Annotated in this window: 14 protein-coding genes; 5 read left to right on the forward strand and 9 right to left on the reverse strand. The window is 69.2% G+C overall.

Features of this window, described 5'->3' with window-relative positions:
- Positions 1 to 192: 192 nt before the first annotated feature.
- Complete coding sequence (locus MYSTI_RS06905; RefSeq protein WP_015347000.1) at positions 193 to 567, reverse strand: peptide chain release factor family protein; 375 nt, start codon at positions 565 to 567, stop codon at positions 193 to 195.
- A gap of 255 nt (positions 568 to 822) precedes the next feature.
- On the opposite strand from MYSTI_RS06905, the gene MYSTI_RS06910 reads away from it, so the two are divergent.
- Both MYSTI_RS06910 and MYSTI_RS06915 read left to right on the forward strand, forming a co-directional pair.
- Entirely contained in the window at positions 823 to 1,362 is a 540-nt protein-coding gene (locus MYSTI_RS06910) for a YceI family protein (protein ID WP_015347001.1), read from the forward strand.
- Between the two features lie 128 nt (positions 1,363 to 1,490).
- Positions 1,491 to 2,186, forward strand: a complete 696-nt coding sequence (locus MYSTI_RS06915) for a pirin family protein (RefSeq protein WP_015347002.1) — start codon at positions 1,491 to 1,493, stop codon at positions 2,184 to 2,186.
- A gap of 90 nt (positions 2,187 to 2,276) precedes the next feature.
- Here MYSTI_RS06915 and MYSTI_RS06920 read toward each other — a convergent pair whose 3' ends face one another.
- A complete protein-coding gene (locus tag MYSTI_RS06920; RefSeq protein WP_015347003.1) occupies positions 2,277 to 2,981 on the reverse strand; it encodes a COG1470 family protein in 705 nt (234 codons plus the stop codon).
- Between the two features lie 267 nt (positions 2,982 to 3,248).
- Here MYSTI_RS06920 and MYSTI_RS06925 point away from each other — a divergent pair, with 267 nt between their 5' ends.
- Entirely contained in the window at positions 3,249 to 4,466 is a 1,218-nt protein-coding gene (locus MYSTI_RS06925; RefSeq protein ID WP_015347004.1) for a vWA domain-containing protein, read from the forward strand.
- A gap of 58 nt (positions 4,467 to 4,524) precedes the next feature.
- Here the strand turns inward: MYSTI_RS06925 and MYSTI_RS06930 are convergent, their stop codons facing one another.
- From MYSTI_RS06930 to MYSTI_RS06945, 4 genes are all read right to left on the reverse strand, one after another.
- Positions 4,525 to 6,180, reverse strand: coding sequence for a hypothetical protein (locus MYSTI_RS06930; RefSeq protein WP_015347005.1), 1,656 nt, complete (start codon positions 6,178 to 6,180; stop codon positions 4,525 to 4,527).
- Positions 6,177 to 6,995 (reverse strand): ABC transporter ATP-binding protein, encoded by an 819-nt coding sequence (locus tag MYSTI_RS06935; protein WP_015347006.1) that lies wholly within the window; start codon positions 6,993 to 6,995, stop codon positions 6,177 to 6,179. Before MYSTI_RS06935 ends, MYSTI_RS06930 begins: the two co-directional genes overlap by 4 nt.
- 79 nt (positions 6,996 to 7,074) lie before the next feature.
- Positions 7,075 to 7,452, reverse strand: coding sequence for a response regulator (locus tag MYSTI_RS06940; RefSeq protein ID WP_015347007.1), 378 nt, complete (start codon positions 7,450 to 7,452; stop codon positions 7,075 to 7,077).
- Positions 7,453 to 7,691: 239 nt separating this feature from the next.
- Positions 7,692 to 7,922, reverse strand: coding sequence for a hypothetical protein (locus MYSTI_RS06945; protein ID WP_015347008.1), 231 nt, complete (start codon positions 7,920 to 7,922; stop codon positions 7,692 to 7,694).
- 298 nt (positions 7,923 to 8,220) lie between these two features.
- Here MYSTI_RS06945 and MYSTI_RS06950 point away from each other — a divergent pair, with 298 nt between their 5' ends.
- Positions 8,221 to 8,499: a hypothetical protein gene (locus MYSTI_RS06950; RefSeq protein WP_015347009.1), complete on the forward strand. Its 279-nt coding sequence runs from the start codon at positions 8,221 to 8,223 to the stop codon at positions 8,497 to 8,499.
- A gap of 111 nt (positions 8,500 to 8,610) precedes the next feature.
- Here MYSTI_RS06950 and MYSTI_RS06955 read toward each other — a convergent pair whose 3' ends face one another.
- The 3 genes from MYSTI_RS06955 to ggt all read right to left on the reverse strand — a co-directional run bounded on the left by MYSTI_RS06955 (position 8,611) and on the right by ggt (position 13,434).
- Complete coding sequence (locus MYSTI_RS06955; RefSeq protein ID WP_015347010.1) at positions 8,611 to 10,659, reverse strand: M3 family metallopeptidase; 2,049 nt, start codon at positions 10,657 to 10,659, stop codon at positions 8,611 to 8,613.
- 185 nt (positions 10,660 to 10,844) lie between these two features.
- Positions 10,845 to 11,627 (reverse strand): TatD family hydrolase, encoded by a 783-nt coding sequence (locus tag MYSTI_RS06960; RefSeq protein WP_015347011.1) that lies wholly within the window; start codon positions 11,625 to 11,627, stop codon positions 10,845 to 10,847.
- 4 nt (positions 11,628 to 11,631) lie between these two features.
- Entirely contained in the window at positions 11,632 to 13,434 is a 1,803-nt protein-coding gene (ggt, locus tag MYSTI_RS06965) for a gamma-glutamyltransferase (RefSeq protein WP_015347012.1), read from the reverse strand.
- Between the two features lie 458 nt (positions 13,435 to 13,892).
- On the opposite strand from ggt, the gene glmU reads away from it, so the two are divergent.
- Entirely contained in the window at positions 13,893 to 15,302 is a 1,410-nt protein-coding gene (gene glmU, locus MYSTI_RS06970; protein WP_201768976.1) for a bifunctional UDP-N-acetylglucosamine diphosphorylase/glucosamine-1-phosphate N-acetyltransferase GlmU, read from the forward strand.
- Positions 15,303 to 15,400: the final 98 nt, after the last annotated feature.

Consider the following 15,400-nt stretch of genomic DNA (forward strand, 5'->3'; position numbering starts at 1 on the left):
GAGTGACCCTGACTGGGTCAGCGGGGCCTCCTGTCTGCACGCCATGTGCCCAAGAGAGGACACACTCGCTTCCAGCAACGTCCTGGAACTTCTCAATGCACCTGTAGGCGGATGGGCTCGTTTGCTATGCAAACTTTGCGAGCCCGCAAACCGTTTCGTAGCAGCGGCTTCATGCCCCTGGGGGGTGAGGGGCTACCAGTCGCCCTTGCCGCGGAGGGTCTTCTTCTCCGACGTGCGCTTCTTCCCCTCGAGCCGTCGGCGCTTGGCGCCCGCGGAGGGACGGGTGGGGCGGCGGACCTTGGGGACGAACGTGAGGGCCTTCAAGCCCTCGCGCAGGCGCTCCAGGGCCACGCCCTTGTTCTGGACCTGGCTGCGCCGCTCCGTCGCCGTGACGGACAGCTCCGTGGCGCCGTGGGTGAGGCGCACGCCGCTGGCGGTGGTGTTGCGGTGCTGGCCGCCCGGGCCGGAGGCGATGAAGTAGTCCACCTCGCACGTCTTGAGCAGGGCCTCGTCGTCGAGCGCGAGGGCCTCTAGTGCGGCTTGGCGGCGTGTGGGTGAGGTCGTCATGGCGTTTTCCTGAAAGGTAGCCCTCGACGCGGTGCCCGTGCACCGACTGACTGCGACCGCCCGTCTCGCCGCCGGTCCCTCGGGGGCTGCGCTCCGCGCCTCCCAGGGGCTCTCGGATTGAGGGGGCGATAGTGTCATTTTGATATGGACAGACCTTTAGTGGGGTTGCTTGTTCAGTAATTACAGTGGGTTGGGTATTGGCCCGGGCGTTGCTCTAGGAGGAGTCACACGCGGTTGAGCTTCAGGAGAACGAACATGACCCTCAAGACCTGGCAGCTGGATGCGACGCACACGACGGTGGGCTTCATGGTCCGCCACATGGTGGTGGCCAAGGTGCACGGCCGCTTCACGCGCTTCGAGGGGAAGGTGGTGGTGCCGGGGGATGACCTCGCGCAGGGCTCGGTGGAGGTGAAGATCGACGCGTCGAGCATCGACACGGGTGTGGAGCAGCGTGACAACCACCTGCGCTCGCCGGACTTCTTCGACGCGAGCGCCTTCCCGAAGCTCATCTTCCGCAGCAAGCGCGTGCAGGACGCGGGCAAGGGCCACTACCGCGTGGTGGGCGACCTGACGATTCGCGACGTCACGCGCGAGGTGGTGCTGGAGACGGAGCTGCTCGGGAAGGTGAAGGACCCGTGGGGCAACGAGCGGCTGGCCTTCCAGGCGAGCACGAGCATCGACCGCAAGGACTTCGGCCTCTCGTGGAACCAGGCGCTGGAGGCAGGCGGGCTGTTGGTGGGGGAGCGTGTGGATATCTCCCTGGACGTCCAAGCGGTGGCCGAGAAGGCCGCGTGAAGGAGCGGGCGGCGGGCCGTCCGCTGACTCGCAGGTCCGTGCTGGTGGGCGGCATGGCGATGGGGTGCACGGGCCGAACCCCGGTTGATGCAGCTGAGTTGCAAATAAAGGAAAGAGGGAGGCAGGCGATGATCTCCGTTCGAAATGCAGAGGAAAGAGGCCATGCCAACCACGGCTGGTTGGACACGCACCACACGTTCTCCTTCGCGGACTACTACGACCCGAACTTCATGGGGTTCCGCACGTTGAGGGTCATCAACGAGGACACGGTGGCGGCCCAGCGAGGCTTCGGGATGCACCCGCACCGGGACATGGAAATCATCACGTACGTGCTGGGTGGCCAGGTGGAGCACCGCGACAGCATGGGGACGCAGGCGGTCATCCGGCCGGGTGAAGTGCAGCGGATGAGCGCGGGGACGGGCGTGGTGCACAGCGAGATGAACAACTTCTCGGAGCCGCTGCACATGCTGCAGATCTGGATCCTCCCCAACGAGAAGGGCCTGGCGCCGGGCTATGAGCAGAAGGCCTTCGACGCGAAGGAGCGTCAGGGGCGCTTCCGGGTGGTGGCCTCGCCCGATGGCCGGGAGGGCTCGCTCACCGTGCACCAGGACCTGCTGCTGCACGGCACGCTGCTGGGCGCGGGGGAGTCCGCTCGCTACACGCTGGCGTCGGGCCGGCATGCGTGGCTGCAGATGGCGCGTGGCTCCGGCACGCTGAACGGCGTGAAGCTGAAGGCCGGTGACGGCGTGGCGGTGTCGGAAGAGGACGCGTTGGTGCTCACCGCCGAGTCGCCCGTGGAGGCGCTGCTGTTCGACATGGCGTGAGCTCGGACACGGGGATGTGAATCGGGCCGGGTGGCGAGGACGTGACGTCCTTGCTCCCGGCCCTTCTTGCGTCCCGCGGTGCGAGAGCCTTCAGCGCACGTTGATGGTGAGCGCCAGCTTGGCCTGGCGGCCGTCCTCGCTGGTGGCGATGACGGTGATGGGCTGGGGCAGCCGCGTCGCGCTGTCCGTGGTCTGGATCAGGAACCGCGCGGACGTCTGCTCCGCCGGGACGACCAGGGGCTTGGCCAGGATGCGCCGCGAGGAGGACTCGAGGGTCAACGTCAAGGCGCCCGTGAAGCCACTCGTCCGAGCCACCTGGATGGTCGCGAGCTGGTTCTGCCCGGGGAAGACGTCGAGGGTCCGGTCCTCGGTGGTGATGGAGAATCCCTCCGCGGGCGTCGGCGGCGGGAGGACCACGACGAACAGCGTGGCGGTGGAGATGAGGTCCTTCCCGCTGTCCTTGGCCTGGAGCGTCGTCGTCTGCGTGCCGGAGACCTGGATGTCCTGGGCGACGGAGACGGTGACGGGGACGGTGATGCTCTCCGAGCCCTCCGGCAGGACCACCTGGGGCAACAGGGTGATGCCCTGGGGGGCGCCCACCAGGTCGACGCGCAGCTCTCCCGGCTGGTCGGCCACGCGGTCCAGGGTCAGGTCGAACTGCGTCGACTCACCGGGCGAGAGGCTGACGGTGTCCGGCATGGAGAACTGGACCCGGTAGTACGGCGAATCGCTGTTGCAGGAGATGGCGAGCAGACATCCGAGGAGAAAGAGGCTTCGGCGGAGAACGGGCATCATGTTCGACGACCTCCTGTGACTGGCCGCAGCATGAGACGGCCGCCTCTGTCGAGCAAGCAGACTGGGAGGCGGGCGTGCGCGGTGCGACACGGGGAAAGCAGGGAGCCCATCGCCGGTGAAGGCGGTGGCGGGCGGCTCAACCCGTGTGGCCCCGGGACATTCCGCGAGGGGGTTAGACCCTGGAGCGGCGTCGTTCGTTCATGGGGAAGCACGCGCGCGGCCTTCCCTTCCAACCTCCCTCACAGCCCTTCTTTCTTGGAGTACGCCATGGACCTCAAGTCCCTGTCGCGGACCGTGCTCACGGCCGCGCTCGCCACCACCTTGTCCGCGGCCCCGGCCCTGGCCGCACCGCCCCCCGTGAAGGCGCCGCCTCCCGTCGCGGCGAACCAGGGCTCGCAGGCCCAGGCCGAGAAGAAGCCCGCGGCGCCTCGCCCTGAAATCGAGGTGGTCTTCGTGCTGGACACCACGGGCTCGATGAGCGGGCTGCTCGAGGGGGCCAAGGCGAAAATCTACTCCATCGCCTCGGGCATCGCGCAGGGGCGGCCCACGCCGCACCTGAAGATTGGCCTGGTGGCGTACCGGGACGTGGGGGACGACTACGTCACGAAGCGCTTCGACTTGAGCGATGACCTGGACACCGTCTTCGCGAACCTGCGCCGCTTCACGGCGGGCGGCGGCGGCGACTCGCCCGAGCACGTGGGCCGGGGCCTGGGTGAGGCGGTGTCGAAGCTGTCCTGGAGCCAGGACCGCACGGTGATGAAGGCCATCTTCCTGGTGGGCGACGCGCCTCCCGCGCAGCGCAACGACGACTGGGATTTCAAGCACTGGTCCAAGCGCGCCAAGGACAAGCACATCGTCGTGAACACCGTGCGGTGCGGCCTGGACGAGGAGACGATGACGGCGTGGAAGTACGTGGCGAAGCTGACCGATGGCTCCTTCGACACCATCGAGCAGTCCGGCGGCATGGTGGCGGTGGCGACGCCGTACGATGACGAGCTGGCGAAGGTGAACTCGGCGCTCGCGTCGAAGACGCTCTACACGGGCAAGGCGGAGGTCCAGGCCGCGAACGTCGCCAGGGCCCAGGCCATGGCGGAGCTGGCTCCGGAGGCCGCCTCGGAGCGCATCACCTACCTGCGCAAGAAGCAGCGCGCGGAAGGGGGCTCTGGAGCGGGGGCGCCCGCGCCGAGCAGCGCGCCGGTGGCCGTGGGCGGCGCGGTGGACCTGGTCTCCGCGCCGGAGAAGCTGGCGAGCGTGAGCGACGATGAGCTGCCCGCGGACTTGAAGGCCCTGAGCACCGAGGCGCGCACCGCGAAGGTGAAGCAGCTGGCGGATGAGAAGAAGGCCCTGGAGGCCAAGGCCTCCAAGCTCGCCGAGGAGCGCGAGGCGTGGCTGTCGAAGAACCGCCCGGAGAAGGAGGACGCCTTCGACGCCAACGTGATGAAGGGCGTGAAGGCGCAGGCCAAGAAGTACGGCGTGGCGTACTGAGTCAGACGGGGAAGGCTCGGGGCCGCGGCTCGCCTTCAGGGCGTCCGCGGCCCCGCTGTCATTCGCGCGTCACGGCTTGGAGGACGACCTCCCTCCGTCGCTCGAGCAGCCGCAGCGCCAGCGGCAGGGTGAGGCGGTACAGCACGAGATAGAGGCCCGCGCACACGGCAATCATCGCCGCGGACCCCCACGACGGGCCGTCCTGCCCCGCGAACCTCAGGGCCCAGCCGAACGGCATGCAGCCCGCGCTGGCCGCGAGGATGCCCAGCATGGACGCCGTCAGGGGCACCTTGTCGCGCCGCTTGAGGTTCGCGTGGAACTTCACCGGGAAGTACAGCGACAGGAAGTTGCCCGCGGCCAGCAGCACCGGCAGGACTCCCGCCACCGCGGCGAGCGCGCAGACGATGTCCACCATCGAGCCGAAGCCGAAGTACACCCGGTAGAAGAGGGCCACCATCACCGCCATGCCGAGCGCCGCCGCGGCCTGCACCCGGTTCTTCGCGCGCAGCACGTCCGCCAGGTCCAACGGCGCGGCGAGGAACGCCGCGAAGCCCTGCCCGTCATAGGCGAAGGTGTTCTGGGAGAACGTCGACGCAATCACCACCGCGCCGTAGATGCACAGGCCCCCCATCAGCCACGCATCCGCGGAGCGCCCCAGCAGGAAGACGAACAAGTCCCGTCCGGACAGGAGCTTCAGCAGGATGGCCAGGATGAAGGGCACCGACGCGAGCAGCCGCGCGCGCGGATTGCGCCACAAGTCGAGCGCCTCGCGCGTCACCAGCGTGGAGAAGCGCGTGCGCGTGCGAGCGAACGGGTTGCTCTCCTTCGAGTCCTTCTGCTGCGGCCCCGCGCGGCCCGCCTGACGGTGGAAGCGCAGGAGGAGCCTGTACGCCACCGCCATGCCCAGGGCCGTGAAGAACAAGAGGCCCGCCGCCTCCACCATGGCCACGCGAGGACGGAACCAGGAGAGCTGCGCGAGGCCATCCCCGAAGAAGCCCGGAGGCACCCGCCCCAGCGCCACCGCCGCGTTGATGATGAGCGACATGTCCAGCGCGTCCACGCCGGCGGTGCCCACCTGCGTCAGCCACGACGTGTCGATGGGCGGGATGAACGACGCGGCGACGAGGAACACCAGCAGCCCGCCGCCCATGATCTGCGCGCTGTGCTTCGCCCTCAGCACGTTGATGACGGCGTACAGCGCCACCCGGCTCCAGGCCGCGCAGAAGAGCGCGAACAGCACGTAGAGCACCCCCGCGAGCCAGGGCGCCCACAGCCGGTTGATGGAGACGAAGCCCAGCGCCGCGCCGGTGAGCGGTGCGTAGAACACCAGCGCGCGCGGCTCGAAGAGGCTGGCCACCGTGGAGGCGATGAGCAGACGGAAGGGCGAGATGGGGAAGGCCGCGTAGCGGCTCAGCTCCGAATGGTCATCCACGCCCGCCGACAACAGCGGCCACGACACCCAGACGGAGAAGGTGACGAAGCACAGCAGGTTGAGGATGAAGTACGGCCACACGTCGCTCTCCGCGACGGGGCCCAGGCGCATCAGCCCGTAGAAGAACAGGCCGAAGAACAGGCCCGGGGCGCTCGACGCGAGGAAGGCGCCCACGGCCAGCAGGCGGCTTCGGCCGGGCCCCTGGTTCAGCCCGATGTCGAAGCGCAGTCCCCACAGGAGCCACAGGTGGCGGAAGAACCCTGGAACGGCCGGGCGGCTCATGCCGGCTCCCGCAGCGCCACGACGGGGGCGGGGGCCTCGCCGTAGAACGACAGCCGCGCGTTGCGCGAGGCCGGCACGGCGATGAGCTTCTCGAACACCGCCTCCAGCGAGGGGCAGTCGTAGCGCGCCAGCAGCGACGGCACCGTGCCCTGGTCCAGCATCCTGCCGCCCTGGATGATGCCCGCGTGGGTGGCCAGTCGCTCGGCGATCTCCAGCACATGCGTGGTGAGCAGCAGCGTCACCCCGCGCCGGCTCAGCTCGCGCAAGAGCTCGCGGATGACGCCCGCGGCCAGCACGTCGATGCCCTCGAAGGGCTCATCCAGCAGCACCAGCTCCGGCGCGTGGATCAACGCCGCCGCGATGGCGAGCCTCCGCCGCATGCCCTTGGAGTACTCCGAGACGAGCGCGCCCGCCTTGTACGTCAGCTCCGTCAGCTCCAGCAGCTCCGCGGCCCGGGCCGCGGCCACGTCTCCGTCCAGCCCGTACATGCGCGCGCAGAACGTGAGGTACTGCCGCCCGGTGAGCCGCTCGAAGAGGCTCAGCTCCTCCGGCACCACGCCCACGCGGCGCTTCACCTCGAGCGGCTTCTTCACCGCGTCCACGCCCAGCATGCGGATGGAGCCCGCGTCGGGCCCGTACACACCCGTCAAGAGCGCGATGCTGGTGGACTTCCCGGCGCCGTTGGGCCCCAGGTACGCGTAGAACGCCCCCCTGGGAATCTGGAGGTCCAGGCCATTGAGCGCGGTGAAGCCGCCGAAGCGCTTGAGCAGCCCGCGCGCGTCGACGGCCAGGTCATCGGAAGGGGAGGGCGTCATGAAGGAGCGCCATCTCACCCGAGGCCGCCCCCCGGCGACAATCCTCACCCCGACCGATGCGTGAGGGGGGCCTTCCGCCTCAGTGCACGAAGGCCATCTCGGGTGGGCCGACGATCTGCTGCACCGTCAGCCGCACCTTGTCCAGGTCCACCGGCTTGGAGATGTAGCCCGCGGCGCCCACCAGCTCCGCCTCCCACTCGAAGCCGTAGCCCGAGATGATGATGATGGGCAGTCCCCGGGCGCGAGGCATCTTCTTCAGCGCGTCCAGGAGGCCCCAGCCACTCATCACCGGCATGCGCAGGTCCAGCAGCACCGCGGCGGGCATGTCGCCCTCCAGGTGGTCCAGCGCCTCGCGGCCGTTGGTGGCTTGGACGGTGCGGTAACCCATCTCCTCGAGGGCATCGCAGATGAGCGCGCGGTGGCTCGCATCGTCATCGACGACCAAGATGTGGGACATGGCAGGGCCTCAGAGGGGAGCTGCGGCGTCTCGGACCGCGGGATTCTATGGGCCGCAAGATGGGAACGGTGGGCCCATTCCGGAAGGGGTCGCTCCACTTTTCAACAGCCCACCGCCCTCTCGGTCCAGGGCCTCTTCCCTCGAGTCCGATGGGCACCTGTCCCGCCCGGTTCCAGGCCCCGGGTGTCGGGCGCGACACGGGGTGGACCTGCGCGACGTCCGCGGCGTGCGCGCCCGGGCTACTCCTGGGGCTTCTTCGCCGCGTCGCCGGGCTCATCCGTGCGCCGCAGATACGTGTTGTGCTCGTAGCCCTGGCGCGACAGCCGCTGTGACTCGATGGCGTCGGCGACCTTGGTGCACACCTGTCCCAGCAGGCGCAAGGACTCCGCCAGCAGCTTCTCGGCGTGGTCCTGGGCGTCTGCCGCGGCGATGGTCGTTCGCTCCTTGCGGAACAGCCCTGGCAACTTCATCCGGCTGAATCTAGGAGACCGCGACGCCCTGCGCCACCGCCTGACGCATCACCTCCCGGCCCCCAGGGACCTCCTCCTGCCGGGGAAGCGGCGGTCCCCCGCTCCCTTAACCGGATTGACCAGCCAGCAAATTTACATTTTTGAGCATTTGGCTCGGACCGTCCCCTCGAAGCGCCTCGAACTGTCGTGCAACCCGTTGGAATTCAAGGGCCTTAACGAATTTTCAAGTGAGGGGGTGACATGAAGTTAATCTGCCCCTACATTGCGGATCGTTGCACGGGCTGCGGAGGAATTGCGCATGGCTTACGACGGCGAGCTGGTGAAGATGCAGAACGGTCGCTGGGCGCGGTTCCAGCGCTGCCAGGTGTACCGCCCGGGCGTCACGGACGCGGGTGAGACGATGCTGTTGATCGCCGTGGAGCTGGAGGAGCGCTATCAGCTGCTCCTCGACGGCGCGGCGGATTCACTGGCGCAGTACCGCTACCAGGGCGTGCCCGTGCAGGTCCGGTTGGATCCGGAAGCGCAGGCCATCACCCTTCAGCCGGAAGTCGCCGCATCCGTACCCGCCGTGCATTAGTCCTGCGCTCCCCGTGAGCGTGGCGGTGCGGGTTTGACGGATTCACAACACAAAGGGCCTCGCGATTCACATCGCGGGGCCCTTCGAATTTACAGCGCCTTGCGAGGTGCGTCAGCGGCCCTGCAGCCAACGCGAGTACGCCCCGAAGTCGTAGCCACGGCCCAGAAAGTCGCGAACCAGGTCCGCCGCGTCCTTGGAGCCGCCGGGTGACAGCACCGTGTCGCGGTACCGGTGGGCGGTGGGGGTGTCCATCATCCCGTGCTGCTCGAAGGGCGTGAGCAGGTCTCTCGCGATGACGAGCGACCAGAGGTACGAGTAGTAGAGCGCGGAGTAGTCGCCGTCGAGCTGGGTGAAGGCGAGGTGCGCGTACGTCCCGTCCACCGCGCGGAACGGCAGGTAGCGCTCCTGGAGCTCCATCACGAGCGGCGTGGAGTCGTCGGTGTCCACCGGGTTGGTGTTGTCGTGGAGGTGGAGGCTGACGGCCGCGTAGAAGAGCTGCTGGCGGACCCACAGGCCCTTGCCGAACGAGTCCGCGCGGCGCATCCGCGAGATGAGGTCCTCCGGCATGGGCGCGCCCGTGTCGATGTGGCGCGCGAAGCGCTGGAGGGACTCCTGGCTCCAGGCCCACTCCTCCATCACCTGCGCGGGGGCCTCCACGAAGTCCCCCTCCGTGCGCGTGCCGGACAGCCCCGCCCAGCGCGCGCGGCCGCCCAGCAGGTGGTGCAGCAGGTGGCCGAACTCGTGGAAGAACGCGCGCACCTCCGAGTGCTGGAGCAGCGCGGGGCGATTGCCGGGGCGCGGGAAGTTGCACGTCAGCACGCCCTCCGGCAGGGCCTTCCCCTCGCGGCCCAGGGCCAGGTCCCACTGCGCGGCGTGCGTGTACTTGCCCGGGCGCGGGTGCATGTCCATGTAGAAGCGGCCTCGGCGCTCGGTGCCCTCGTAGACGTCCCAGACCTCCACGTCCTCGTGCCAGACGGGCGCATCCGTCACGCGGCGGTAGGTGAGGCCGAAGAGGTCCGCGGTGAGGTCCAGCACGCCCTGCTTCACGCGGGAGTATTCGAAGTACGGCCGCAGCTCGCGCGAGTCGAAGCGGTAGCGCTCCGCGCGCACGCGCTCCTCCAGCCACGCCTGCTCCCAGGGCTCCACGCGGGTGGCCTCGGGCATGTCCCGGCGCTTGCGCTCCAGCAGCGCCGCGTACTCCTCGCGCATGCGCCCGGCGACGGCGGCGGCCAGCTCCTCGATGAAGTTGGCGGCCACCTGCTGCTGGCGCACCATCTTGTCCTCGGCGGCGTAGGCGGCCCAGTTCGGATAGCCCAGCAGCGTGGCCAGCGCGTGGCGCGCATGGAGCATCTTCGCCAGCGTGTCCAGGTTGTGCGGATGGCCGCGGCGCCGGCCCAGGCGCCACAGCGACTCGCGCGTGGACGCGTCCTGGGCGTACGTCATGAAGGGCCCCATGTCCGCGGAGTTCGTCGCCAGGCGCACGCTCCCGTTGGCGCTGGGCGGATGCGCGCGGACGTAGTCGTCGGGCAGCCCCGCCAGCGCGGACGGAGGCACGTCCAGGTTGCGCACGTCGTCGTGGATGTGCCGGCTGAACTCCTGCCCCAGCACGATGAGCTCTTCTTGCAGCTCCCGCACGCGCTCGCGCGTGGCGGCGTCCCGGTCCACTCCGGCGCGCTGGAAGCCTCGCAGCACCCGCGCCACCCAGCGGCGCGTCGTCGCGTCCTGTTGCCTCAGGTCGAGCGCGGCCAGGGTGTCGTAGACGCGCCGGTCCAACGAGATATCCGTGCGCACGCGCTCCACGGACTGCTCGCACCGCTCCGCGGCCGCCCGGAAGGCCGGGTCCGGGTGCACGTTGGCGCCAATGGCCGAGCGGCCCACGGCATTGTCCAGCAGCGCCATGGCGTCGTCGTACGTGGTGAGCAGCTCCTCCGCCGCCGCGTGCTCGGGCCGCGACGTCGTCAGCCGCGTGACGGCCTTGCGCGCTTCCTGGATGTCCCGCCGGCACGCTTCCATGAAGCGCTCGGGAGCGGCCGCCAGGAGCAGCCCGGCCCTGGGCTCGAGCGACACACGCGCGCCGCCCGCGCGCTCAGCGGTCCGGGCGGATGTGCCCAGACACCCCGCGAGGATGACGGCGGCGACGATGACGAACGTGGAACGCAAAGGGCCCTCCCGAACCGGATTGTGGAAGCGGCGACGGCGCCTGGGGGCTTTCCCGTACGCGCTTCGCCTGAAAGGACGGATAGGGGTGTGGTTTGTTGCAAATATTCAACCCGATTGGAGTCGGGTGGAAGGGATTCCTGTCCCGCAGGGTGATGGAAAACGGGCGTGGAATGGAAGAGGGACGCTCAGGTTCCTACCTGGAGGAACCGGGCGGCGTTCTCCCTCGCGACGCGCCGCACGATGCGCTCGGAGAGGCGGGCCTTGGACAGGAGGTTGGCGACGCGGGCCAGGCCCAGGATGTCGCCCGCGGCGTCCCCGGAGTCGGAGTTGAGCACCAGCCGCTCACTGCCCAGCCGGCGGACCAGGGCGACGGCGCGCTCGGCGGCGAGGGCCTCCGGGTGCAACGTCAGCCCGGCCCAATGTCCCACTTCCAGGATGGTGCGCACGGTGCGCGTGGTGGCGTGGTCCACGAGGACGCGCGAGGGCAGCACCCCGGACTGGCGCAGCAGGGTGAGGACGCGGCGCGTGTGGCGCTCCTTGTCCACCAGCGGCGTGTGGACGATGACGCGCAGCTTGAGGCGGCGCGCCAGCGCGAGCTGCTCCAGGAAGGCCTCCTCCTCCTCCTCTCCGCCCGCGTGCAGCCCCGTCTCGCCCAGCGCCACGACGCGGCCGCCCTGGAAGTAGTCGGGCAGGGCGGAGAGGACCTCCGACAGGCCGCGCCGGGGGATGCAGCGAGGGTGGACACCCAGCGCGGCCCACGCGCGGATGCCCACCTTCTCCAGCCGGGGGAGCTGCCGCTCCACCACGTCATCGAAGTGACGCAAGAGCCCCTTGGACGTGGGCTCCGGGAAGTGGTGCGCCACCACGAGCGCCTGCTCCACTCCGAAGAAGCGCATCGAGTCGAGGTCCTGGTCGCTCAGGCTCTCGGGGTGCAGGTGCGCGTCGAAGAGGGGGAGGGGCTCGGGCACGCGTTCAATCCTGTCCCACGGCGAAGCCCTCGTTGCGAGGGTCGCTACCGGAGAAGCGCAGTCCTGTCGTCGAGTCGATGAAGACGGCCTCCGCGTCGCCCCATTGTTCCACCCGGCGAACCTTGTGTCCCTTGGCTTCCAGCGCGGACAGGGTGGCCGGCTCCAGGCCCCACCGGTCCACCCACATCTCGTCCGGCAGGTACTGGTGATGGACGCGGCCCTCGCCCACCGCGCGCGCCACGTCCATGCCGCCGTCGATGATGTTGCTGATGACCTGGATGACGGTGGTGGGGATGGTGGAGCCGCCGGGGCTGCCCACCGCCAGCATGACGCGCGTGGGCTCCTCCTTGGAGAACACCAGCGTGGGCGTCATGGAGGACTGGGGCACCTTGCCGGGAACAATCGCATTGGGCTCGCCGGTGACGAGTCCATACGCGTTGGGCACGCCGGGCTGCGCGGCGAAGTCATCCATCTCGTCGTTGAGCAGCACGCCGGTGCCCTTGGCCACCACACAGGAGCCATAGCCGTAGTTCACCGTCGTCGTCATCGCCACCGTGTTGCCGTGCTTGTCCATGACGGAGATGTGCGTGGTGTTCTTGCGCTCCGGCTCCGGCGTCAGCGTGGTGGGCTTGTCCGTCAGCGTGGAGCCCTGCGTGTTGGGTGATTGGGGCAGGAGCGACAGGCTGGACGTGGCCTTCTTCGGGTCGATGGAGCCCGCCAGGTCCGCGATGTGTCCCTTCGAGATGAGCCGCGCGGTGGGCACGTCGGAGAAGTCCGGGTCACCCAGGTACTTCGCGCGGTCCACGTACGCGCGCCGCACCGCCTCCACGTACAGGTGCACTACCTCCGGGTCCTTCAGGGTGAAGCCCTGGGGCCGCAGGATTTCCATCGCCCCCAGCACCTGAAGCAGCGCCACGCCGCCCGCGCTGGGCGGAGGCATGGTGAGGATGCGGTGGCCGCGGTAGCTGCCCGCCAGGGGCTCGCGCGGGCGCGTCTTGTAGGCCGCCAGGTCCTCCAGCGTGAGGATGCCGCCGCCCGAGCGCACCGTGTTCACGATGCCCTGGGCCACCGGCCCCGTGTAGAAGCCCTTCGGTCCCTGCTTCGCGAGGAGCGACAGCGTGCGCGCCAGGTCCGGCTGACGCACGAGGTGCCCGATGGGCGGCACATCCATCTCTCCCTGCGCGTTCTTCAGGAGGAAGATGCGCGACGCCTCCGGGTCCTTGCGCAGGCACTCCAGCCGGCCCGCCGTCATGGAGCGGTAGCGCGGCGTCACCCACAGCCCCTTGCGCGCCGCCTCGATGGCGGGCGCCAGCACGACGGACGCCGGCAGCGTGCCGTGCGTCTTGAGCAGCTCCAGATAGCCCGCCACCGCGCCCGGCACGGCGACGCTCAGGACGCCATCCGTGGACAGCGTCGGCACCACCTTGCCGTCCTTGAGGAACATGTCGCGCGTGGCCGCCTTGGGCGCCACCTCGCGGAAGTCCAGCGCCCGCGTCGTGCCGGTCTTCGCGTCGTGCACCAGCGCGAAGCCGCCGCCGCCCACGCCCGAGTGGTAGGGCCCGACGACGGCCGCCACGAAGGCCGCGGCCACCGCCGCGTCCACCGCGTTGCCTCCCCGGTCGAGCATCTTCAGGGCCGCCTCACTGGCCTGGGGATACGCCGTGGCCACCGCGCCGCCCCGGTAGGGCCGCGCCGCGGAGGCCACACACGCCAGGAGCAACACCGCCACTGTCAGGCTTCGTACCAACGCCACCTGGACCCTCGCGCTCTTCCGCGAGGGCTGCCTCTCGACGCTCGTCTCGTTCACGGGGTCCACCTTTGGGGGAAGGTGCAATCAATACCTTGAGGCTGGCCTTCGTCGCGGGTGATGTGTTACCCGGCGGACAATCACCCACACTTTGGGGCCGGGACTCGAGGACACCAGTCCGACTACACCTCTCCCGGTATGCACGAACTGTCCGCAGCGGACCATGATTTCAACTCAGCAAAACTTTTCCTCTTGGATTGTTATCCCAGAGGGTGCATCCTCCACCATCATGAGTCGCGAGTGGGGGAGCAAATGAGCGCACCGGCCTCATCCGACAAAGCGACCCGCTCCGGGTCGGTTCCGCCCTCCGGACGCGTGACGCTCTTCCTCAAGCCGAGCTTTGGAATCACGGTGAAGAGCAACGCGCTGTGTGTGGCCGTCAGCGCGAAGCCCCAACCCGATAACACCTCCGAGACTTCTGAGCAGCGCGCGGTTGACGGCTCGATTCCCTGTCCCTAATCCTCCGCCGCATGACAGCTCTGTCGGCGGTGGTGTTGTGTGCGGGCAAGGGCACGCGGATGAAGTCGAAGAAGGCCAAGGTCCTTCACGCCATCCTCGGACAGCCCCTGTGCGCCTATCCCCTCAAGCGAGCCCTGGAGCTCGGTGCCACGTCGGTGGTGCCAGTGGTGGGCCATCAAGCGGAAGACGTGGAGAAGGAGCTGCGCGCCCGGTTTCCACAGGCGCCGCTGCGCTTCGCGCTCCAGCGTGAGCAGCGCGGGACGGCGGACGCCGTGCGCTCCGCGGAAGAGGCCCTGAAGGGGTTCTCCGGCCGGGTGCTCATCCTCTACGGAGACGTGCCGCTCCTGCGTCGCGAGACGCTGGCGGGCCTGCTGGCCGCGCACGACGCGTCCGGCGGGGTGCTGGCCATGGTGACCACCGTGCTGGCGGACCCCACGGGCTATGGCCGCGTGCTGCGCGAGAACGGCCGCGTGGTGCGCGTGGTGGAGCAGAAGGACGCGACGGCCGAGCAGCGCGCGGTGCGCGAGTGCAACGCGGGCATCTACTCCGTCGACGCGGCCTTCCTCTGGAAGGCGCTGGCGGACATCAAACCCAACAATGCGCAGGGTGAGTACTACCTGACGGACCTGGTGGAGCTGGCCGCGAAGCAGGGCGACGTCGCCAGCGTGGAGGTGGACGCCACGGAGACCGCCGGGGTGAACGACAAGGTGGAGCTGGCCGCGCGGGCGCGCGTGCTCCAGCGGCGCATCAACGAAGCGCACATGCGCGCGGGCGTGACGTTCGTGGACCCCGACACGGCCTATGTCGACGAGGACGTGGTCGTCGGCGCGGACACGGAAGTGGGCCCAGGTGTGACGCTGATGTCAGGTTCCGTCATCGGCCAGGACGTCGTCATCGGCCCCGGCTGCGTGGTGAGCGCCTCCACCGTGGCGGACGGCACCGTGCTCAAGCCCTACTCCGTGCTGGAGGAGGCGCGGGTGGGCGTGCGGAACGTCATTGGCCCGTTTGCCCGCCTGCGTCCGGGCACGGAGCTGGCCGAGGATGTGCATCTCGGCAACTTCGTGGAGACGAAGAAGGCGGTCATCGGCAAGGGCACCAAGGCCAACCACCTGACGTACCTGGGGGACGCGAAGATTGGCGCCGGCTGCAACGTGGGCGCGGGCACCATCACCTGTAACTATGACGGGGTGAACAAGAGCCTCACGGAGCTGGGGGACGGGGTCTTCATCGGCTCCGACACGCAGCTGGTGGCTCCGGTGAAGGTGGGGGACGGCGCCTACGTGGGGGCGGGAACCACGGTGACGAAGAACGTGCCGCCCGGGAGCCTCGCTGTGTCTCGCGCGCCACAGGTGACGAAGGAAGGCTGGGTGGCCGCGAAGAAGGCGCGCCGCACGGCGAAGGGCGCCTGAGCGTCGGCGTGGCTATTGCTTGGGGGGCGGCCTGACAGGCGCCCTCCGGAGATTGAAGAGTATCCCTCGGTTTGCTCCGGCGGGCGTGGGCGTGAGAG

Source organism: Myxococcus stipitatus DSM 14675, assembly GCF_000331735.1.
In the GTDB taxonomy this organism is placed as follows: Bacteria; Myxococcota; Myxococcia; order Myxococcales; family Myxococcaceae; genus Myxococcus; species Myxococcus stipitatus.